We start from the raw sequence: 19530 nt of genomic DNA on the forward strand, positions 1-19530 counted from the left end.
TGGTTGTTCTGGTTGTTTCGATCAGTAGCTCGGGCTGGTTGTCCGATCGTCCTGCTCCAGCTCGTAGCCCAGTCGTCCTGCCCGGCCGGACCGGCCGGGCAGGACGCTTGCGTAGGCCCGGGTCACGCGGGCCCTGGTTGTCAGCCCTTGCGGGTGCCGTTCAGGAAGTACAGCCCGGTGGTGGGGGCCGGCTGGAAGCCGTCGAGCTTGGTGGGGTCGTAGGCCGTCACGATCTTCGTGTGCAGGATCGGGTAGAGCGGGACCTCGTCGGCGACCAGGTCAATGGCCTGCTTCCACAGGGTTTTGCGCTCGGCCTCGTCGGAGGACTTGGCGGCCTTGTCGAGCAGGGTGGCCATCCTCGTGCGGTCGGCGTCGTCCCAGCGGTAGCGCTGGCCTGGCCAGGTCTGCCCGTAGTAGAACCAGCGCAGGAGCAGGTCCGGGTCGGGCCCGAAGACACTGGGGTCACCGGACGCCGCCAGGACGCGGAAGGTGTCCTTGGGGACGACGTCGCCGTAGATGGCAGCTGACGGCTGGGTGTTGAGGGTGACGTTGACCCCGATCGCCTTCCACGACTCGACGAGCAGTGGTGCGACGTCCTTGACGATGTTGTTGTCGGTGGTGTCGAGGGTGAAGGACAGGTTGGTCACGCCGGCTTCCTTGAGCAGGGCCTTGGCCTTGTCAGGGTTGTAGTCGTAGACCGTGGCGGCCTTCTGGTAGTTCGGGTTTCCCTCGTCGAGGTAGCTCGTCGCGGCGGTGCCGTAGCCGTTGAGCGCCGTCTTGATGACGGTGTCCTTGTTGATGGCGTAGTGCAGGGCCTGACGGACGCGCTTGTCGTCGAACGGCTTGGCCTTGGTGTTGAACATGAGGAAGACCTGGTTGAAGGCCTGCTTCTCCTCGACGGTGTACTTGCCCTTGAGCGAGTCGACGTTGAGGTAGGGCACCGACTCGATGGCCTGGACCCGGCCGCCTTGCAGGTCGGCCACCCGGGCAGACGCCTCGGTCGTGGTGTTCCAGGTCATGGTGTCGACGCCGGCCGGCTTGGGACCGTTGTAGTTGGTGTTCTTGGAGAACTTCAGGCCTGACTCCTTGGACGAGCTGTCCAGCTTGTAGGGACCTGAACCGATCGGAGCGGTGTCGAACGCCTTGGACGCAGTAGCGTCGGCCGTCTTGGCCTTAGGGACGATCTTGATGACCGCGATGCGCTGGGGGAACAGCGCGAACGGGTACTTCAGCTTGAACTCCACCGTGGTGGCGTCCTTGGCGGTCACCGAGTCGATGAAGGAGATGAAGCCCTGCATCAGCGGCGGCGCCGCCGGGTCTTCGGGCTTGAGCACGCGGGTGAAGGAGTGCGCGACGTCGTCGGCCGTGACCGGCGTGCCGTCGGAGAACTTGGCTCCGTCGCGTAGCTGGGCGGTCCAGGTGAGGCCGTCGGCGCTGGCCGTGGGCTGCGCCTTCGCCAGCGCGAGGTAGGGCTCGCGGGTGCTGGGGTCGAGGTCGACCAGGCCCTCGAAGATGTGGGCGTTGGCAGCCGTGGCCACCGCGCTCGAGGCGTTGGCCGGGTCGAAGCCGCTCGACAGGGTGAAGGCCAGCGTCGCTTCGATCGAGTTCTTCTTCGACCCGCCGACGGCGTTGGTCGAGGAGGGGCCGCCGCTGCAGGCAGCGAGGCCGAGGGCGAGCACTGCCGTGGCGGCCAGGACCCGGGTGGTATGCCCTGTCAGGGAGATCAGGCGGCGACCGCCGGACTTGGACGTGGACGTTTCAGTGGTGCTCAATGTCTGTGCCTCCATGGCATTCCATGCGCTAGCCGTGACCGCTGCAGCGCTGCGGGGGTCAATCTCCAACAATTTTTACCGGACCTCTGACGTCTGATGTCTGATTACCGATAGGGTGAGAGTGACAGACACACGACGGAAGGGCAAGGGCATGGCGAAAACTGATACCCCGCAGCTGCGCATTGCTGTGCGATCCGGCCCGCGACGCCAGGAGGTGGTGGCGGGCATCAAGGAGTACATCCTGCGCAACCAGCTCAAGCCGGGCGACCTCCTACCCACTGAGGCCGAGCTGTGCGACGCCGTCGGCGCCAGCCGCAGCAGCGTCCGCGAGGCCGTCAAGACGCTCAGCGCCCTCGACATCGTCGAGGTGCGGCATGGGCACGGGACCTATGTCGGGGGGATGTCGCTGGCCGCGCTGGTCGAGAGCCTCGCCTTCCGCGGGCTGCTCAGCGGCGAGGCAGATCACCACGTCCTCGAACAGGTCGTCGAGGTCCGGCAGACTCTCGAGCAGGGGCTTGCAGCGCAGATCACGGCGGGTCTCGACGCAGACCAGCTTGAGGCGCTGCGTGCCTTGACCACGGGGATGACTGACGCGGCTGCCCGCGGCGACGACTTCCTCGAGCTGGACCGCGAGTTCCACCTGACGCTGATGCAGCCGCTCGCCAACGACCTCATCGAGCAGCTCACCGGCGCGTTCTGGGAGGTCCAGGCGATCGTCGCGCCCTCGCTGGGGCAGAGCCCCCCGGACCTCAAGGAGACCGCCCGTCTCCACGTCGCCATCGTCGACGCCGCCGAGACCCGCGACACCGCGACCCTCCAGGCGGCCGTGGCAGCCCACTACGCGCCGGTCCGAGGGCTCATCCAGGCCGCCAAGGCCGCGCGGGCGTCCTGAGCCAGCGAGACTGACGGACCACCCGGCATACCAACTGCCTGATCGGCAAGGAGACGATGTGCCCCTTTTCGACCTGTCCCGCGGCGAGCTCGAGCGGTACCTCCCCGAGCGCCGTGAGCCCGCCGACTTCGGCGACTTCTGGCGGCGCACGTTGGCGGAGGCCAGGAGTGTTGACCGCGCTGTGGAGACGCTGCCGTATGCCGCGCACCTGCCGCTTGTGGACGCCCTGGACGTGTCGTTCGCCGGGTTCGGTGGCCAGCGGGTGCACGGCTGGTGGGTCAGGCCTGCCGGCGTGGCGCCGGTGGGTGGGTGGCCCGTGGTGGTCCAGTTCCTGGGGTACGGCGACGGTCGCGGCACCCCGCTGGACTGGCTGGTCTGGCCTGCCGCCGGCTTCGCCGTCCTCGTCATGGACACCCGCGGCCAGGGCGCCCGGGCACGCCGCGCCGGGAGCACCGGCGACGACGGCGGGTCCGCGTCACCACATGTGGAAGGCTTTCTCACCAAAGGGATCTCGAGCCCAGACGACTACTACTACCGCCGCGTCTTCACCGACTCGGTCCTCGCCGTCGACGTAGCCCGGTCGCTGCCGGGTGCCGACCGCGAGCGCGTCGCGGTGCAGGGCACCAGCCAGGGTGGCGCCATCGCCCTCGCGGCAGCCGCCCTCGCCGACGGTGTCGCCGCCGCCCTCGTCAACGTCCCGTTCCTCTGCCACGTCGAGCGGGCCATCGAGATCACCGAGTCCCGCCCGTACGCCGAGCTCCTGGAGTTCGCCCGCACCCGCAAAACCGAGGTCAGCCGAGCCTTCGAGACCCTGGCGTACTTCGACGGCATGACCCTGGCCGCCCACGGCACCGCTCCCGCGCTCTTCTCCGTCGCGCTGATGGACGACATCTGCCCACCGTCGACGGTCTACGCGGCCTACAACCACTACGCCGGACCCAAGGAAATCGAGGTCTACACCTACAACAAGCACGAGGGCGGCGGCGAGCACCACGACCTGCGCCAGATCCAATGGCTGCAGGAGCAGTTCGCCGTGGTGGGCAACGAGTAGCTGGTCGGGCGCAATTGCGACCAACGTGGACAGGTCAGATCCCAATGCCACTCAGTGCCCCCTGGTCGGAGGGCTTTGGGCCACAACATCGAACCGCGGCCGGACTGAGACGCGCAATCGGGTGCATGGAGTGCATGCGTGAGCTCGGGGTGCGATGGGGGCACAAGCCGAATGGTCACATAGCAAGACACCCTGTCCAGCCTGCGACGTTTCCGCAGGTCAGACAGGGTGTCATTGCGTGGAGCTGAGGGGATTCGAACCCCTGGCCTTCTCATTGCGAACGAGACGCGCTACCAACTGCGCCACAGCCCCTTGATGCGGACGAAACAATAACACCAGCACCGGGCCCGACGGAAAACGGTGCCAGCCGCTTCCTTGGAGGCTCAGGTCAGGCTGGCCCGCATCACGGTGTGGCCGTCGTCGACCTGGCGGATCTCGACGGAGGCGATCTGCGCCACGGGCAGGGCCGAGACCCCGACCGGGTGCATGATCCGGTCCGGGCGGGCGGTCCAGTCGCGCAGCCGGGTGGCCCGGCCGGCGCGGTCGACGACCCAGATGGCGTAGTCGATCCGGTAGTCGCCGCCCGCTCCCGAGCCGCCCGCCCCCGAGCCCGCACCCGGGCCGCCCGAGCCGCCCGTCCCGGTCCCGCCGGCGGGTCGGGTCGTGGTCGACGCGGACGGCCACGTCGGGGGCGCACCCGTCTGTCGGGCGTACTGGCACTCCACCCGCAGCTCGGTCCCGTTCGCGATCGGCACCACGTCGACGACGGCGGTCATCAGCGACGGCTCGACCGCCGTGAACGCCAACCGCCCGGGAGCGACCGAGCCGTTGCCACCGGTCCCGCCGGCCGTCGCGGTGGTCCCCGAGATCGGTGACCCGTCGCGCCCGGCTGACGACGCGGCATACCCACCGACGCCTCCGATGAGGAGCGCGGCGGCGGCCGCGGCCAGCGGTGCCAGCCAGTGGCTGCGTCGCTGCGGGGAAGCGACGGGCGCCCCGGGCAGCACGGGCATCAGCGAGGCTGGTGGCTGCAGGTCGGCGCCCCCGTCGAGATCCATCGCGAGCACCTCCCCCGGCGGGAGCTGGGCGAGCAGGCCCGGCATGCCGGCCAGCTCGGCGACGGCAGCCCGGCAGGCGGCGCAGCCGGCGAGGTGGGACTCGTACTCGCGCCGCTCGGCGACCGGCAGGGCCCCGAGCACGTAGGCGGCGTCCCAGTCGGCGTAGTCGTCGATGGTGCTCACGGGCTGGTCACCCCCTTCTCCTGCAGGACGAGGCGCAGGCTGCGCAGCCCGTAGTGGAGCCGCGACTTCACGGTCCCCTCGGGCACCCTCAGCTCCGCGGCGATCTCGGCCACCGTTCTCCCTTCGTAGTAGGCAGCGGCAATGACCTGCCGGTGCTCACGTGACACCGATGCCAGCGCGTCGGCGATCAGCCACCGGTCCAGGACCTCGCCCGACCGGTCACCGACCCCCGCCTCGACGAAGTCGATGCCGGCCACCTCGTGCCGCGACGCGGCGCTGCGCCAGCGGTCGACGACGAGGTTGCGCACGACGGTGAACAGCCAGGCTCGAGCCTGGGGCTCGGAGCGGGTGCCCAGCGCCGGATCACGCCAGGCGCGCAGCAGCGACTCCTGCACGATGTCCTCGGCGACCTGCGGGTCGCGGGTCAGCCGCAGCGCGAACCGCCACAGCTCCGCGGCATGGCGGTCGTGCAGGCCCTGGAGGGCCGCTTCCCGCTGGCTCGTCGCCACACCCACTCCTTCGACCTCGGCCGTCGACACGTCGGCCCTCGACACGACCGCCGTCAACACGACCACCCTCGACACGACCGATCCTCCCCGGTCGGGGAAGTCTCCGTAAAGGACGAGACACGACACCCCGGGGTTCAGCGCGACGCGAGATGGCAGGTGAACCCCAGCGAGCTCGGCTACGTTCCTGCGACATGGAGATCAACGGGCTTCCCGCGCACGTCCTGCTGGTGCACCTCGTCGTCGTGCTGCTTCCGCTGACCGCCGTGGCCGCCATCGTCGTGAGCGCGTGGCCGGCCGCCCAGCGCAAGCTGACCTTCCTCGTCCCCCTGGGAGCCGTGGTCGGCGCGCTCGCCGTGCCGGTGACCACCCGCGCCGGGCACGACCTCGCCACCAGGCTCGGCAACCCGCCGTTCATCGACAAGCACGTGGGCTTTGGCGGCATGGTGCTGCCCTGGGCCGCCGCGCTGGCCGTGACCACCGTCGCCCAGTGGCTCTACCTGCGCCGCGACGCGGCGACCACCGGCCTGCGACTGGTGCTCTCGGTGCTCGTGGTCGTGAGCGCGATCGGCACCGCCACCATCGTCGCGCTCACCGGCGACTCGGGCGCCCGAGCCGTCTGGGGCAACCGCTAGGACGCCGTCGGCAGGGTGAGGATCTCGGCGCCGTCGTCCGTGATGGCGATGGTGTGCTCGCTGTGCGCCGTGCGGCAGCCGGTCGCGCTCCGCAGGGTCCACCCGTCGTCGTCGGTGACGAGCTGGTCGGTGTCGGCCATGATCCACGGCTCGAGGGCGAGCAGCAGCCCGGGCTGCAGCACGAAGCCCCGGCCGGGGCGTCCGGCGTTCGACACGTGCGGGTCCTGGTGCATGGTCGACCCGATCCCGTGACCGCCGAACTGGGTGTTGACCCGGTAGCCCGCCTGGGTGAGGACCGTGCCGATGGCGTGTGACAGGTCGCCGATGCGGGCGCCGGGCCGGGCGGCCGCGATCCCGGCGGCCAGCGCGCGTCGGGTGGTCTCGATCAGGGCGAGGCTCTCGGGCTGGCTCGACTCCCCCACGACGAAGCTGATCGCCGAGTCGGCGGCCACCCCGTCCTTCAGGACGGCGAGGTCGAGGGTCAGCAGGTCGCCGTCGGCCAGCGCGTAGTCGTGGGGCAGGCCGTGCAGCACCGCGTCGTTGACCGACGTGCAGATGTAGTGACCGAACGGCCCGCGGCCGAACGACGGCTCGTAGTCGACGTAGCAGGACTGCGCCCCGGCCGCGCCGATCAGGTCCTTGGTCCAGCGGTCGATGTCGAGGAGGTTGGTGCCGACCGCGGCCCGGCTCTTCACCGTCTGCAGGATGTCGGCGACCAGTGAGCCGGTCTCCCTGGCCCGCGCCAGCTCGGCGGAGCTCAGGATCTCGATCATGCCGTCAGGCGCCGGCGACGCGTCGCTCAGGAGCCTCGTCGTATGCCGCGTACTCGGTGTCGGCGTCGCCGACCAGGTCCGCGGAGGTCGGGGCGGGACGGGTGACCCGCGCCTTCATCGTGTAGGTCGGGCGGGGCACCGGCACCGGGTCCCAGGTCAGCGGGATGTCGTCGTCGTCCACGAGCGGGCGGGCCGGGACGGCGGGGGCGGCGGCCGGCGCGGCAGCAGGGGAAACCGGCTGACGGAGGCTGGTCTCGACGGCCTGCACGTCGTAGAGCTCGCCCCGCACGGGGACCGGCGCCGAGGTGGGCACCTCGTCGGCGAGCTCCGCCTCGGCAGCGGCGGGAGCGGACGGCACGATCGTCTCCGCAGACTCGGCAGGCACGGCGTGGGTGTCGGTCTCGACGGGACGTCGCCCAGCAGCGGCCACCTCGCGCTCGGCGACCGGACGCGGCTGGCTGGCCCGTCGGCTTGCCTGGCGGGCCGCGAGGCGGGCGCGGCGCTGGGCCTGGGCGTCGGCGCGCGACCAGGAGAGGGCACCGCCCACGGCCACGACGGGGACGGCGACGACGGAGACCGGCACGAGCGAGAGGGCGACGAGCGCGCCCACCACGACGACGGTGGCCAGGGCGCCCAGCATGATCACGGCCCGGGTCTGCCGGGCCCTGGCGTGCACCCGGGGTGCGGTCGCCTCGTCCTCGACGAGTGGCGCGGTCGGCGCGCTGGCCGGCACGGCCGGCGACGTCTCGGCGCGCTTGACGAGCACCTGCGGTCGCGCGACGCGAGCCGGGGTCACGGCATACGAACGGGGCTGGGGCGTCGAGAGGTTCGACGCCGGCAGCGGGCTGCGGCGCTCGAGGACGCGCATCGACTCGGAGAACTGGTCGACCGAGCGCGCGGTGGCGAGGTGCTCGCGGCGCCGGACCCAGTACTGCACGAAATAGGCAGCCCAGACCGCGATGATGACGAGGAAGACGAGACTGCTGGGCTGCACGGATACGACGTTAGGTGTCGTGGGTCGGTGCGCCGGGGACGTGGGGCGGTGTGTCGCCAATGTGGCTGGTGTGATTGGTGTGCATTCGCTCGAGCAGCGATCTGCCCCCGAGGTCCTCGGTCGTCAGCGCGAACGTCCGGTGGTCGCGCCAGGCGCCGTCGATGTGCAGGTATGCCGCCCGCACCCCTTCGTCGCGGAAGCCCAGCTTGCGCACCACGGCGAGGCTGTTGGTGTTCTCCGGACGGATGTTGACCTCGATCCGGTGCAGCCCCATCGACCCGAGCGCGTGGTCGCCCGCGAGCGCCAGGGCGGTGGGTGCGATGCCACGCCCCGCGACCGCCTCGTCGACCCAGTAGCCGGCCGCCACGGACAGCAGCGACCCGTAGGAGATGCCGAAGAGCACCATCTGCCCGACGATCCGGCCGTCCAGCCGGATGACGAAGGGCCGCATCCGCCCCGCCTTGGCCTCGGCCCGGTAGTGCCGGACGAGGGCGGGGAAGGAGACGTAGGTCGCCTCACGCTCCGGTGACGTCGCGTCCCACGGGCCCAGCCAGTGCCGGTTGCGGCTGCGGACCTCGACCCACTCCGCCCGGTCGCGCCGACGCAGCGGGTCGAGCACCAGCTGCTCCCCGCCCGGGGTCTCGCCCCGGAGCACGACGGGCCAGGTGGCCATCAGTGGTCGCCGCCGCGAATCTGCGAGAGCGCGTGGGGCAGGACCGCCTCCAGCACCCCCAGCCCGTCACGGACGCCGCCGGTCGACCCGGGCAGGTTGACCACGAGGGTCGCGCCGGCGATCCCGACCAGCCCGCGGGAGAGGGCGGCGGTCGGCACACCGGCCGCGAGCCCGGCGCCGCGGATCGCCTCGGCCAGCCCGGGGACCTCGCGGTCGAGCACCGCGCGAGTCGCCTCGGGGGTGCGGTCTGTGGGTGAGAGGCCGGTGCCCCCGGTCGTCACGACCAGGTCGGGGACCGTGGCCAGAGCCGCCTCGAGCGCTTCGCCCACCTCGGGGCCGTCGGGCACGACCAGCGGGTCGCCCACCTCGAACCCCCACTGCCGCAGGGTGTCGACGATCAGAGGCCCGCCGCGGTCGGGGTAGACGCCCCCAGCCGCACGCGTCGAGCAGGTGATGACGACCGCCCGGCTCACGGCTGCTCCACCCAGTCGCCCGAGCGACCGCCCGACTTGGCCGTCACCCGGACGTCGGTGATGCGGGCGTGCTTGTCGACCGCCTTGACCATGTCGATGAGCGCGAGCGCCGCGACCGACACCGCCGTCAGGGCCTCCATCTCGATGCCGGTGCGGTCGGCGGTCCGCACCGTCGCCACGATGTCGACGCCGTCGTCGGCGACGACCAGGTCGACCGCGACCGCGTGCACGGCCACCGGATGGGCCAGCGGGATCAGCTCCGGGGTCCGCTTGACCGCCTGGATCCCGGCGATGCGGGCGACCGCGAGCGCATCCCCCTTGGGGACGGTGCCATCGCGCAGGGCAGCAACCGCAGCGGTCGAGAGCAGCACCCGCCCCGCGGCGGAGGCCTGCCGGGCGGTGACCGCCTTGGCCGATACGTCGACCATGTGGGCGGTGCCGTCGGCGCGCACGTGGGTGAGGCCCGGCCCGCGCTCGGCGGCGACGGTCACAGGCGGTTCCGAGGTCACTGGCGGTTCGGGGGTCACGTGCTGCTCAGGGGTCACGTGCTGTTCAGGGGTCACGTGCTGTTGAGGGGTCACTGGCCCTCCCTCCCGAGCAGCGGCAGGCACAGCAGCTCGTCGCCGGCGGCCACCTCGGAGACGTCGGCGGGGATGACCGCCAACGCGTCGGCGGCCGCGAGGGCGCCCAGCATGTGCGAGCCCTGGCCACCGGCGAGCCGGGCGCGGTCGTCGTCGAGCACCACCCGCACGAACTCCATCTTCCCCGGCACCGACCTGAACGGCTCGGCGGCGACGGCGGGGACGTAGCCGGGCGGGTAGGACGGCTCCGGCCGGCCGGCCATCGCCCGCAGGGCCGGCGCGACGAAGACGTGGAACGAGACGAGGGCGCTGACCGGGTTGCCGGGGAGGGTGAACACCGGCACCTTGTCCTCGCCGAGCACGCCGAAGCCCTGGGGCATCCCCGGTCGCATGGCGACCTTGTCGAACTGCACCGTCCCGACCCGGGACAGCACCTCCTTGACCGTGTCGAAGGCACCCATCGACACCCCGCCGGTCGTGATGATCACGTCGGCACGGACGAGCTGGCCCTCGAGGGTGTCCAGCAGCGTGCGGGCGTCGTCCGGCACACCACCCACCCTGAACGGGGTGGCGCCGACGGCCGTCACGGCGGCCGTCAGCATCACCGAGTTGGAGTCGACGATCTGGCCGAAGCCCGGGGTCCGGCCGACCTCGACGAGCTCGTCGCCGGTCGAGACCACGACCACCCGCGGCCGGGGGACGACCCGCACCCGCGAGATGCCGGCCGCCGCGAGCAGCGCGATCTGACCGGGGCCGAGCAGCGTGCCGCGTCGCAGCACGACGTTGCCGGCCTCGACGTCCTCGCCGACCTCGCGGACGTGCGCCCCGACGCCACGGCTCTCGCGGATCTCGACCTTCACGACACCGCCGTCGGTCGCCTCGACAGGGACGACGGCGTCGGCCCCGTGGGGCATCGGTGCCCCGGTCATGATCCGCATCGTCTGGCCGGTCGCGAGCGAGAGCGCCTTGGTGTTGCCAGCCGCGATGTCGTTGACCACCGGGAGCACCACGGGCGAGTCGGGGCTGGCCGTCGTCACGTCGGCGGCGTGCACGGCATACCCGTCCATGGCGGAGTTGGTGAAGCCGGGCAGCGAGCCACGCGCCTGCACGTCGACCGCCAGGACACAACCCTGGGCGTCGAGGACGCCGAGGTCGAAGGGCGGGATCACCTTGACCGTCGCGAGGATCCGCTCGAGGTGCTGCTCGACGCTGATCACGGGGTCGCCATCTCCTCTGCCGTCAGAGTCGCACCGTCAGGGATGCTCAGCGGCTCGCTCGTGTCGACCAGGACGTCGCCGACGCAGCGGATGCCGGCTCCGAAGGTCACGTCGCCGCGCACCACCAGCGACGTGCACTCGACGAGCGAGGGCGCCTCCTGCGGGAACCGCGCGTCGAAGTCGTCGATCAGCGTGTAGTGCTCGTCGAGGTCGACGCGGGGGTCACGCCGGTCGGTCTGCGCGACGACCTCGTGACCGTCTCCGAAACCGTAGAGGTCGGAGCGCAGCAGCAGCAGCTCGTTCGTGGTCTTGACCGGCCGGAACCGGCGCCGCGGCACGTGCAGCGCCCGCGACCCGTCGAACACCTCGATCGCCGTGCCCATGGCCGACTCGACCTGGATCACGGGAGTCGAGTCCGGGCGGCTGGGGTCGACGGTCTTGTGGTTGACGATGATCGGCAGCCCGAGGACGCCGTCGCGGGCCTCGAGGTGCTCCTGCAACGCGTCGAGGTCGACCCACAGGTTGTTGGCGTGGAAGAGCGAGTGCCGGTCGGTGTCCTCGAAGTACTGCTCGTCCTCGGGCGCCACCATGGCCCGCTCGCGCAGGACCACCCGGCCGTCCCTGCGGCGGACCGCCAGGTGGCCGCCCTTGCGGTCGTTGACCGTGCGCTCGCAGACCTCGGACACGTAGGTGATCGACTCGCGGGCCATCCAGGCCGGGATCGCCGGGTCGCAGGTGGCGCCGAGGTTGTCGGAGTTGGAGAGGAACGCGTAGCGGAACCCCTTGTCGCGCAACGCCTGCAGCACGCCGCTGGCCGCGAGCGCGACGTAGACGTCACCGTGGCCGGGAGGGCACCACTCGAGGTCGGGGTCATCCGGCCACGACACCGGCGTGAGGTCGTCGGCGCGCAGCTTGGGCTCGGCGTTCTGGAGGAAGTCGAGCGGCAGCCCGTCGACCTCGAGGTCGGCATAGCCGGCCAGCACCTCCAGCGACTGGTCGCGGGTGCGGAACGAGTTCATCAGCACCAGTGGCACGGACACCCCGTGGCGCTCCCGCAGCGCCAGCACCTGCCGGGCCACGACGTCGAGGAAGGTCAGCCCGTCGCGGACCTCCAGCACCGACTTCGGACCCGAGAGGCCCATGCTGGTGCCGAGGCCGCCGTTGAGCTTCACGACCGCGGTGTGGGCCAGCGCCCGGGCCTGCTCCTCGGCATCGCTGCGGAGGTCCTCGAGCCGGGGCACGTCGGTCAGCGGTTCGATGTCGGACTCCGGGATGAGCCCGGTGTTGCCCGCCTCGAGCTGGGCGTACGCGTCCTCGAAGACGTGCACCGCGAGGGGGTCCACCCCCCGCTCCGTCATCCGCTCGACCGCCTGCGCCAGCCCGTCCTTGCTCATGTGCGGCAGCCTAGTGGGACGATCTGGGCATGCCCGCGACCGACAAGACCGCCGTGCGACAGCGACTGCGCGAGCTGCGGCGCGAGCGGGTCCCCGGGCGCGACCGCGACAGGGACGGCGCCGAGCTCGAGCTCGCCGCCCTCGAGGTGGCGTATGCCGCGGGGCTGGCCCCCGGCGACTGGGTCGCCGCCTACGAGGCGACCCCCCTGGAACCACCCACCGAGGCGCTGGTGGCAGCGTTCGTGGCCCGCGGCATACGGGTCATGGTGCCGGTGACGCTCGAGGACTGGGACCTGGACTGGCGTGAGGTCCGCGCGGCCGGGGATGCGCCCGGCGAGCTGCGAGGCGAGCTGCTCGGGGAGGGTCGAGGCGAGCTGCTCGGGGTGGCGGCGGTCGCCCAGGCCAAGGTGGTCTTCGTGCCGGCGCACGGGGTGGACCGCTCCGGCACGCGGATCGGCCGTGGCAAGGGCTGCTACGACCGGGCGCTCCCCCGCACCGACGCCGTCGTCGTCGCCGTGGTCCACCCGTGGGAGGTGCTCGACGAGGAGCTGCCGCACGAGGACCACGACCGCGCGGTGGACGCGGCGATCGCTGCTGACCTGGGTGTCATCGATCTGGGCCGACCGCAGACTCCGTGACCGGCGCCGTGAGGCGGGCGCGGCCGGTCCAGCGCTAGTTCGGAGGATCCGCCGGGTCCTGGTCGGGGGGATCTTCCGAACGAACGGCGCTGCTCCGACGAGCGGGTCAGCCGGTCGAGCCGCCGGGCACGAGGGTGAGCTCGTCGCCGCCAGCGTCGCGGACCGCCTTCTCGGTGAACGGCCAGTCGTAGAGCTCGTTGTTCACCCAGGCGTCGGTCTGGTCGACGTAGTGCTCGTTGTAGGCGTGACCGCTGTTGCCGGTCTGGTTGACCCACCGCGACCTGTCGAGGTTCGAGAGGTCGACCACCATCCGCATGGACGGCGCCCAGTCGACGTCGAAGGCCTTGTCGGAGTCCTCGTCGTCGAGCCCGACGCTCGCGTCCCAGCCGTTGGCGTTCACGATCGCCGAGCCGCCGGGCATGTTGATCGGCCCGCGGTTGAAGAGCTTGGCCACGATGCCGGGCACGTCGTTTCCGCCCAGCACCTGGTGGGTCAGGGTGAGCTGGTGCAGCTGTCCCCACTGCCAGTCGGAGGCGTCCTTGCCGAGCTCCTTGGTCAGCTGGAGCCGCGCGGCCACGAGGGCCTTGCGGAGGATCTCCGACTGGCCCTCGGCCACGCCCGGGGTGCGCTTGTCGTCCCACCACGGGGATCCCTGCTTGCTGAGCAGCACCGTCATGGCCCGCATCCACTGGTCGCCACCGTCGGCGCGCAGGTCCTTGGGGAGCTCGTCGTTGAAGGTCAGGTTGAGCAGGTTGGCCCACACCGCGTTGTAGTAGGCGGCCGCTGCGCCGGACTCGCTGGCACCGACCGGGTTGGTGTAGTCCCAGCCACGCAGCAGGTCCTGCGCCTGCTTGGTGAAGTCGTCGTTGCCGAGGTCGACCTTGAGCAGCGCCTTGACCAGGGTGGGGGCGAACTGGCTGCGGGTGTCGCCCTGGATCTGCGACATCATCGCCGGCGTGATCTTGGTGTCGCGCTCGACCAGCGACCTGATCCGCTGGCTGCGGTAGCCGTAGTCCCACTCGGTGGTGAGGAACGGCGTCCCGCTCTCGGTCACGGCCTGGTTGGCCGCGACGATGAAGCCCTCGGGCGGGTTGTAGGTGTGCGGCATCTGGTCGAACGGCACGTACCCCTTCCAGTCCCAGGAGGAGACCCAGCCCGGGCGGATCCAGAAGCCGGGGGCGGCCTCCATGTACCGGCTGCGGATCGGGATGCGCCCCGGCGCCTGGTAGCCGATGTTGCCGGCCGTGTCGGCGTAGAGCAGGTTCTGCGACGGCACCGCGAAGTCCTTGGCTGCGGCGCGGAACTGCTCGAAGTTCTGGGCGGTGTTCAGCCCGAAGATGGCGTCGGCGGTCTGCGTCACCTCGATGCCGGTCCACTGGAGCGCGACCTCGTAGGAGCCGGCGCTCGGGCGGCCGTTGACGGGTGGTCGGTCACCGGCCGAGGCGACGTTCTCGATGGCGTCGGACAGGATCGGGCCGTGGACGGTGCTGCGGACCGTGATGGTCTGCTCTCCCCCACCACCGCCGATCTTGATCGTCTCGGTGCGCATCGTCAGCGGCACCTGCTTGCCGTCGCGCAGGTAGGTCTTGCCCCGCACCTGCTCGAGGAAGAAGTCGCTGACGTCGGGGCCGAGGTTGGTGAAGCCCCACGCGATCGACTGGTTGTGGCCGATGACGACCCCCGGGAGGCCGGAGAACGAGTAGCCCGCCACGTCGAACGGGCAGGAGCTGCCGACCGACCGGCAGTGCAGCCCGACCTGGTACCAGATGCCCGGGACCGAGACGCCGAGGTGCGGGTCGTTGGCCAGCAGGGGCTTGCCCGTGCTCGTGCGGTTGCCACCCACGACCCAGGAGTTCGAGCCGATCCCGTCGCCGCGACCCATCGTGACGGGGACGGCGTCCAGCGCACGCTGCACCACGGCATACGCGCGCTCGGCGCCCGGAGCGGTCTCGGCGGCGAGCGCGCCGTTGACCTCGGCGCTCGCCGTGGCGCCCTTGGCCCGCTTGGCGCCGGACACGGCCCCGGGGACGGCCGAGTTGGCCGAGGTGCCGGAGGAGGAGGTGAGCGGCGACCAGTCCTGGCCGGAGAGGATCGGCTTGTTCGCGCCGTAGTCGTAGGGCGGGAAGAGCTCGTTGATCTGGTTGATCGACATCGAGCCGGCCAGCCGCGCCCGCATCAGCTCGGCGCTGTAGTCGCCACGCAGGTCCCAGGCCATCGCCTTGAGCCAGGCGAGGGAGTCGGCCGGGGTCCACTCCTCGACGCGGTAGTCCGTGACCTTCTGGCCCAGCACGACGTACTCGAGCGACATCTTGGCCGGGTCGCCCTGCTGCTTGATGTAGGCGTTGACGCCGTCGGCGTAGGCCTGCAGGTAGCGGCGCGTCTCGGGCTTGAGGGTCGGCAGCTCGGCCTCGGCGACCCGGCGCCAGCCCAGCGTGCGGATCACCCGGTCGGTCTCGAGGCCGCCCTTGCCGACCAGCTCGGACAGGCGCCCGGCGGTGATGTGGCGGCGCAGGTCCATCTCGAAGAACCTGTCCTGGGCGTGCACGAAGCCCTCCGCCTTGAACAGGTCGTCGGCGCTGTCGGCGTAGATCTGCGGGATCCCCCGGTCGTCGCGCAGGACGCTGACCTTGCCCGACAGGCCCGGCAGCTGGAGCTCGCCCGCGGTCGTCGGGAACGGACGGCGGACCCAGGTGACCGCGAGAACCGCGACAATCCCGAGGACGACGACGAGCAGAGCTGCCACGGCCACAGCGATGCGGCGGGCGAGAATGGCGCGAGACACCCTGCGAGACTATCCGCACCACACCAAGGGAAAGGACGTGACGGGCCGTGCGCGCTGCGAACCCCCCGGGTGTGGTCGCCGACCTCGTGGGCGGCCTCCCCCGGGCCGGGTCGTCCGGCGCGTTCACGCTCCACGAGCTCACGCCGGCGCTGCTGATCGGCTCGCTGGTGCTGCTGGTCTCGGTCGCCGCGGTGCGACTGTCCCTGAAGTCGGGACTGCCCTCCCTGCTGATCTACCTCGGCATCGGGCTGGCCATCGGCGAGGCCGGCCCGTTCCTCCAGATCCGGTTCGACTCCAACGAGCTGACCCAGGTGCTCGGCTACGCCGCGCTCATCCTCATCCTCAGCGAGGGCGGTCTCAGCACGAGGTGGGAGGGCATCCGTCGCTCGGTCGGGCCGGCCGCCGTCCTGTCGACCGTCGGGGTCATCGTGTCGGTCGCCGTGGTCGCGCTGGCCGCGCGCTTCGTCCTGCACCTCGACTGGAACACCGCGCTGCTCGTCGGCGCGATCCTCTCCTCGACCGATGCCGCAGCGGTCTTCTCGGTGCTGCGCAGGGTGCCGCTCCCCCGGCGGATCACCGGGATGCTCGAGGCCGAGTCGGGGTTCAACGACGCACCGGTGGTCATCCTCGTGACCGCCCTCGCCGCACGGTCGGCCAACCCGGCGGATGCCGAGGGCTGGTTCACCCTGGCGCTCAAGGCGGTCGCCGAGCTCGGCGCCGGCGCCGCGATCGGCCTGGCCGTGGGGTGGGCGGGCGGCCAGTTCATGCGACGGGCCGCCTCCGGTTCGTCGGGTCTGTTCAGCATCGGGGTGGTGGCCCTCACCGTCCTCGCGTATGCCGCGGCGGCCAGCGTGCACGCCAGCGGGTTCATCGCCTGCTACCTGGCGGCCCTGGTGCTGGGCAACCTCAAGCTGCCCCACGGCCCGGCCGTGCTCGGCCTCTCCACGGCGCTGGGGTGGCTGGCCCAGATCGGGCTGTTCGTGCTGCTCGGGCTGCTCGCCTCACCCTCCAAGATGGGCAGCCAGATCCTCCCGGCCATCGTGATCGGGCTGGTCCTGCTGCTCTTCGCGCGACCCCTGTCGGTGCTGGTCTCGGTCTCGCCCTTTCGGCTCGGCTGGCGTGACCAGGTGTTCCTGTCGTGGGCCGGCCTGCGGGGTGCCGTGCCGGTCGTGTTGGCGACCGTCCCCCTCACCGTGGGAGCCCGCAACGTCAGCTGGATCTTCGAGCTGGTCTTCGTGCTCGTCGTGATCTTCACGCTGGTGCAGGCGCCGACCCTGCCCTGGGTGGCCGGGCGGCTCGGCATCGTCGAGGACTACCGCAGCCTCGACCTCGCGGTGGAGGCCACGCCCCTGGAGGAGCTGCAGGCCGAGCTCATGCAGGTCACGGTGGGCCCGGCGTCGAAGCTGCACGGCGTCGAGGTCTTCGAGCTCCGGCTGCCCGAGGGCGCGAACGTCACCCTGGTCGTGCGTGGGGGCAAGGGCTTCGTGCCCGGCAACAACACGGTGCTGCGGCGCGGCGACCAGCTGCTCATCGTGTCCACGGCCGAGGTGAAACCCCTCGCCGAGAAGCGGGTCAGGTCGGTCAGCGAGCACGGTCGGCTGGCGGGCTGGATCGACCATCCCGCTCAGGTGCGAGGCCGCGGTGCACGCCTGCGGGACGCCGGGGCCCGGTTGCGCGAGGCCGGCGGCGGTCGCCGTCAGGGCGCCGGAGGGAAGAAGTAGCCCCCGCGCGGCCTTATAGTTAGCAGTCGAACCATGACAGTGCCAGCCCACGCCGACGGTGTGTGCCGGCCAGGACGCCCTTTGGAGGAACAGTGCCGACGTACTCCTACGCCTGCACGGAGTGCGACCACCGCTTCGACGCGGTGCAGTCGTTCAGCGACGACTCCCTGACGGTCTGCCCCGAGTGCGAGGGCCGGCTGCGCAAGGTCTTCAACGCCGTGGGCGTCGTCTTCAAGGGTGGCGGCTTCTACCGCACCGACTCACGCAGCGGCTCGTCCTCCTCGGTGCCGGCCGCCAGCTCGAGCGACTCGTCGTCCTCCTCGGCTTCCTCGAGCTCGTCGAGCTCCTCTGGCTCCGGCTCGTCCACCCCGGCGAAGTCGACCTCGGCCAAGGCCGACGGCTCGGCCGCCTGACGCCTGCGCGCTGCCGCGACCACGCGGCATACCGTCACCGCCCGCCCCCTCCACAGGGCGGGCGTCGTCGTCGGTGCGTCCACAGGCCCTCCCGGGGGAGGTGCGGCCGACGGTCTGCTGCGTAGGCTGCCGACATGACCTCGACCCCTCGCGCCGACCTCGGCCTCATCGGCGGTTCCGGCTTCTACGAGTTCTTCGAGGCGGCCGAGCGGGTGAGTGTCACCACGCCGTTCGGTGACCCGAGCGACGACCTGGTCGTCGGCGAGGTCGAGGGTCGGCGGGTGGCGTTCATCGCCCGCCACGGCCAGGGCCACCGGTTCCCTCCCCACGGCGTCAACTACCGCGCGAACCTCTGGGCGCTGCGCTCGGTCGGAGTCCGCCAGGTGCTCGCGCCGTGCGCCGTCGGCTCGCTCAAGCCCGAGCTGGGGCCGGGCACGATCGTGGTGCCCGACCAGGTGGTCGACCGCACCTGGGGTCGCGAGCACACCGTGTATGCCGCGGAAGGACCCGTCGTGCACGTCGCGTTCGCCGACCCCTACTGCCCGCGCGGTCGCGCCGTCGCCCTCCGGTCCGCGCAGGCCGCGGGACATCACGTGGCCGACGGCGGGACGCTCGTCGTCATCAACGGGCCGCGGTTCTCCTCCAAGGCCGAGTCGGCCTGGCACCAGCAGGCCGGCTGGACGATCGTCGGCATGACGGCCATGCCCGAGGCGTCCATCGCCCGGGAGCTGGCGATGTGCTTCACGACCGTCGCCCTCGTGACCGACCACGACGCGGGGGTCGACGGCAGCGAGGCGGTCACCCACGAGGAGGTGCTCGCCGTCTTCGCGAAGAACGTCGACGGGCTCAAGGAAGTGCTGCGCACCGCCCTCGGCGCGATGCCGGCCGAGGAGCCCGACGACACCGCCGGGTGTGGCTGTCGTCGCGCGCTCGACGGGATCGAGCTGCCGTTCGGGCTGCCGGGCTAGGCGGGTCCCGTGGCTGTCGGTGACGACTGGAGCGCGCCGGGCGGGGCCCGGCCCGCGGGCGGGTTGCGTGCGGCGGCCGGTTGGCTGCGCGGCCCCGGCCGGCGCAGGCAGTGGCGTCGCAGGGTGGTCCGGCGGGGGCTGGCCGCGGTGTGCGCGGTGGGGGCGGCCGCCGGGGTGGTGGCCATCGCGCGGTCGGCCGACCCACGGCCGATGGAACGCGTCGTCGTGGCGGTGCGCCCGCTGGCGGTCGGGGAGATCGCGACCCCTGCTGCCCTGCGGGAGGTCTGGTGGCCGGCCGACCTCGTGCCCGAGGCCAGCGTGCACGACCTCGCAGCCGTGCTCGGGCGTCCGCTCTCGGTGCCGCTCGGGCGGGGTGAGCCCCTCACCGCCCCTCGGGTGCGGCGCGGGGGTCTGTTGCTCGGCCAGCCCGTCGACCTGGTCGCCGTGCACGTCTCGGTGTCCGACCCGGCCCTCCTGGCCATGGTCTCGGCCGGCGACCGGGTCGACCTGTGGGGGCCCGACGGCATCGTGGCGCGCTCGGTACTCGTGTTGAGCGTGGACCAATCCCAGACCACCGACTTCGGGGCAGTCATCCAGGGCCAGGGGTCGTCGAGCGGCTATGACCTCGACGGCGGTGGGATGGTCGTTTCCGCAGGTCACGACGTGGTCGGCCGCATCCTCGCGGTGCCTGACGACGCGCTCGGCCGCACCCAGCTCGACGTGGTGCTGACCCACGACCGACCCCGGGTCGGCTGAGCCTGCGCCATTTCTTGCCCGCTGACGCCTCCGCGGGTCGCTAGCGTGGA

19 protein-coding genes and 1 tRNA gene are annotated in these 19530 nt (G+C 71.6%); 8 read left to right on the forward strand and 12 right to left on the reverse strand.

Translation table 11 applies throughout. The features are described 5' to 3' along the window. Positions 1-140: 140 nt before the first annotated feature. A complete protein-coding gene (locus ABD262_RS10225) occupies positions 141-1772 on the reverse strand; it encodes an ABC transporter substrate-binding protein (protein WP_344135137.1) in 1632 nt (543 codons plus the stop codon). A 151-nt stretch (positions 1773-1923) separates the two neighbouring features. On the opposite strand from ABD262_RS10225, the gene ABD262_RS10230 reads away from it, so the two are divergent. Both ABD262_RS10230 and ABD262_RS10235 read left to right on the forward strand, forming a co-directional pair. Further along, on the forward strand, positions 1924-2664 hold the full coding sequence (locus tag ABD262_RS10230; RefSeq protein WP_344135140.1) for a FadR/GntR family transcriptional regulator: 741 nt from the start codon (positions 1924-1926) through the stop codon (positions 2662-2664). A 58-nt stretch (positions 2665-2722) separates the two neighbouring features. Then, entirely contained in the window at positions 2723-3715 is a 993-nt protein-coding gene (locus ABD262_RS10235; RefSeq protein WP_344135143.1) for an acetylxylan esterase, read from the forward strand. 239 nt (positions 3716-3954) lie between these two features. Here the strand turns inward: ABD262_RS10235 and ABD262_RS10240 are convergent. The 3 genes from ABD262_RS10240 to ABD262_RS10250 all read right to left on the reverse strand — a co-directional run bounded on the left by ABD262_RS10240 (position 3955) and on the right by ABD262_RS10250 (position 5540). Beyond that, a tRNA-Ala gene (locus ABD262_RS10240) sits at positions 3955-4027 on the reverse strand. 71 nt (positions 4028-4098) lie between these two features. Further along, entirely contained in the window at positions 4099-4956 is an 858-nt protein-coding gene (locus ABD262_RS10245) for an anti-sigma factor family protein (protein ID WP_344135145.1), read from the reverse strand. Further along, entirely contained in the window at positions 4953-5540 is a 588-nt protein-coding gene (locus ABD262_RS10250; protein WP_425564841.1) for a sigma-70 family RNA polymerase sigma factor, read from the reverse strand. The genes ABD262_RS10245 and ABD262_RS10250 overlap by 4 nt, the downstream gene beginning before the upstream one ends. A gap of 116 nt (positions 5541-5656) precedes the next feature. Between ABD262_RS10250 and ABD262_RS10255 the strand changes: the two genes are divergently transcribed. Further along, positions 5657-6097, forward strand: coding sequence for a DUF2231 domain-containing protein (locus tag ABD262_RS10255; RefSeq protein ID WP_344135148.1), 441 nt, complete (start codon positions 5657-5659; stop codon positions 6095-6097). On the opposite strand, the gene map is transcribed toward ABD262_RS10255, so the two are convergent. From map to ABD262_RS10290, 7 genes are all read right to left on the reverse strand, one after another. Next, positions 6094-6870, reverse strand: coding sequence for a type I methionyl aminopeptidase (gene map / locus ABD262_RS10260; RefSeq protein ID WP_344135151.1), 777 nt, complete (start codon positions 6868-6870; stop codon positions 6094-6096). The two genes, ABD262_RS10255 and map, sit on opposite strands and share 4 nt — an antisense overlap. Before the next feature lie 4 nt (positions 6871-6874). Continuing rightward, on the reverse strand, positions 6875-7864 hold the full coding sequence (locus ABD262_RS10265) for a hypothetical protein (RefSeq protein ID WP_344135153.1): 990 nt from the start codon (positions 7862-7864) through the stop codon (positions 6875-6877). A 10-nt stretch (positions 7865-7874) separates the two neighbouring features. After that, a complete protein-coding gene (locus ABD262_RS10270; RefSeq protein WP_344135156.1) occupies positions 7875-8537 on the reverse strand; it encodes a GNAT family N-acetyltransferase in 663 nt (220 codons plus the stop codon). After that, positions 8537-9010 carry a MogA/MoaB family molybdenum cofactor biosynthesis protein gene (locus ABD262_RS10275; protein ID WP_344135160.1) on the reverse strand — a complete coding sequence of 158 codons (474 nt, stop codon included), beginning with the start codon at positions 9008-9010 and terminating at the stop codon, positions 8537-8539. The genes ABD262_RS10270 and ABD262_RS10275 overlap by 1 nt, the downstream gene beginning before the upstream one ends. After that, complete coding sequence (gene moaC / locus ABD262_RS10280) at positions 9007-9438, reverse strand: cyclic pyranopterin monophosphate synthase MoaC (protein ID WP_425564845.1); 432 nt, start codon at positions 9436-9438, stop codon at positions 9007-9009. The genes ABD262_RS10275 and moaC overlap by 4 nt, the downstream gene beginning before the upstream one ends. A 149-nt stretch (positions 9439-9587) precedes the next feature. Then, positions 9588-10808, reverse strand: a complete 1221-nt coding sequence (gene glp / locus ABD262_RS10285) for a molybdotransferase-like divisome protein Glp (RefSeq protein WP_344135165.1) — start codon at positions 10806-10808, stop codon at positions 9588-9590. Further along, positions 10805-12202 (reverse strand): UTP--glucose-1-phosphate uridylyltransferase, encoded by a 1398-nt coding sequence (locus ABD262_RS10290; protein WP_344135168.1) that lies wholly within the window; start codon positions 12200-12202, stop codon positions 10805-10807. The genes glp and ABD262_RS10290 overlap by 4 nt, the downstream gene beginning before the upstream one ends. Before the next feature lie 29 nt (positions 12203-12231). On the opposite strand from ABD262_RS10290, the gene ABD262_RS10295 reads away from it, so the two are divergent. Then, a complete protein-coding gene (locus ABD262_RS10295; protein ID WP_344135171.1) occupies positions 12232-12840 on the forward strand; it encodes a 5-formyltetrahydrofolate cyclo-ligase in 609 nt (202 codons plus the stop codon). 106 nt (positions 12841-12946) lie between these two features. Here ABD262_RS10295 and ABD262_RS10300 read toward each other — a convergent pair whose 3' ends face one another. Further along, positions 12947-15622, reverse strand: a complete 2676-nt coding sequence (locus tag ABD262_RS10300; protein WP_344135174.1) for a penicillin acylase family protein — start codon at positions 15620-15622, stop codon at positions 12947-12949. A gap of 47 nt (positions 15623-15669) precedes the next feature. Here ABD262_RS10300 and ABD262_RS10305 point away from each other — a divergent pair, with 47 nt between their 5' ends. The 4 genes from ABD262_RS10305 to ABD262_RS10320 all read left to right on the forward strand — a co-directional run bounded on the left by ABD262_RS10305 (position 15670) and on the right by ABD262_RS10320 (position 19480). After that, complete coding sequence (locus tag ABD262_RS10305) at positions 15670-17343, forward strand: potassium/proton antiporter (RefSeq protein WP_344135177.1); 1674 nt, start codon at positions 15670-15672, stop codon at positions 17341-17343. A 92-nt stretch (positions 17344-17435) separates the two neighbouring features. Continuing rightward, entirely contained in the window at positions 17436-17756 is a 321-nt protein-coding gene (locus ABD262_RS10310) for an FmdB family zinc ribbon protein (RefSeq protein ID WP_344135180.1), read from the forward strand. A gap of 134 nt (positions 17757-17890) precedes the next feature. Beyond that, complete coding sequence (locus tag ABD262_RS10315) at positions 17891-18724, forward strand: S-methyl-5'-thioadenosine phosphorylase (RefSeq protein ID WP_344135183.1); 834 nt, start codon at positions 17891-17893, stop codon at positions 18722-18724. 9 nt (positions 18725-18733) lie between these two features. Beyond that, the gene (locus tag ABD262_RS10320) at positions 18734-19480 is read left to right on the forward strand and encodes an SAF domain-containing protein (RefSeq protein WP_344135186.1); all 747 of its coding nucleotides are present in this window, start codon (positions 18734-18736) and stop codon (positions 19478-19480) included. Positions 19481-19530 lie beyond the last annotated feature (50 nt).

It is taken from the genome of Pedococcus bigeumensis (genome assembly GCF_039531795.1).
Taxonomy (GTDB): domain Bacteria; phylum Actinomycetota; class Actinomycetes; order Actinomycetales; family Dermatophilaceae; genus Pedococcus; species Pedococcus bigeumensis.

What these genes read in the sequence shown, in the direction of transcription:
- map (WP_344135151.1), bottom strand. Translation starts at nt 6,870, where the DNA reads ATGATCGAGATCCTGAGCTCCGCCGAGCTGGCGCGGGCCAGGGAGACC.
- ABD262_RS10255 (WP_344135148.1), top strand. Translation starts at nt 5,657, where the DNA reads ATGGAGATCAACGGGCTTCCCGCGCACGTCCTGCTGGTGCACCTCGTC.
- ABD262_RS10315 (WP_344135183.1), top strand. Translation starts at nt 17,891, where the DNA reads ATGACCTCGACCCCTCGCGCCGACCTCGGCCTCATCGGCGGTTCCGGC.
- ABD262_RS10230 (WP_344135140.1), top strand. Translation starts at nt 1,924, where the DNA reads ATGGCGAAAACTGATACCCCGCAGCTGCGCATTGCTGTGCGATCCGGC.
- ABD262_RS10270 (WP_344135156.1), bottom strand. Translation starts at nt 8,537, where the DNA reads ATGGCCACCTGGCCCGTCGTGCTCCGGGGCGAGACCCCGGGCGGGGAG.
- moaC (WP_425564845.1), bottom strand. Translation starts at nt 9,438, where the DNA reads ATGGTCGACGTATCGGCCAAGGCGGTCACCGCCCGGCAGGCCTCCGCC.
- ABD262_RS10295 (WP_344135171.1), top strand. Translation starts at nt 12,232, where the DNA reads ATGCCCGCGACCGACAAGACCGCCGTGCGACAGCGACTGCGCGAGCTG.
- ABD262_RS10290 (WP_344135168.1), bottom strand. Translation starts at nt 12,202, where the DNA reads ATGAGCAAGGACGGGCTGGCGCAGGCGGTCGAGCGGATGACGGAGCGG.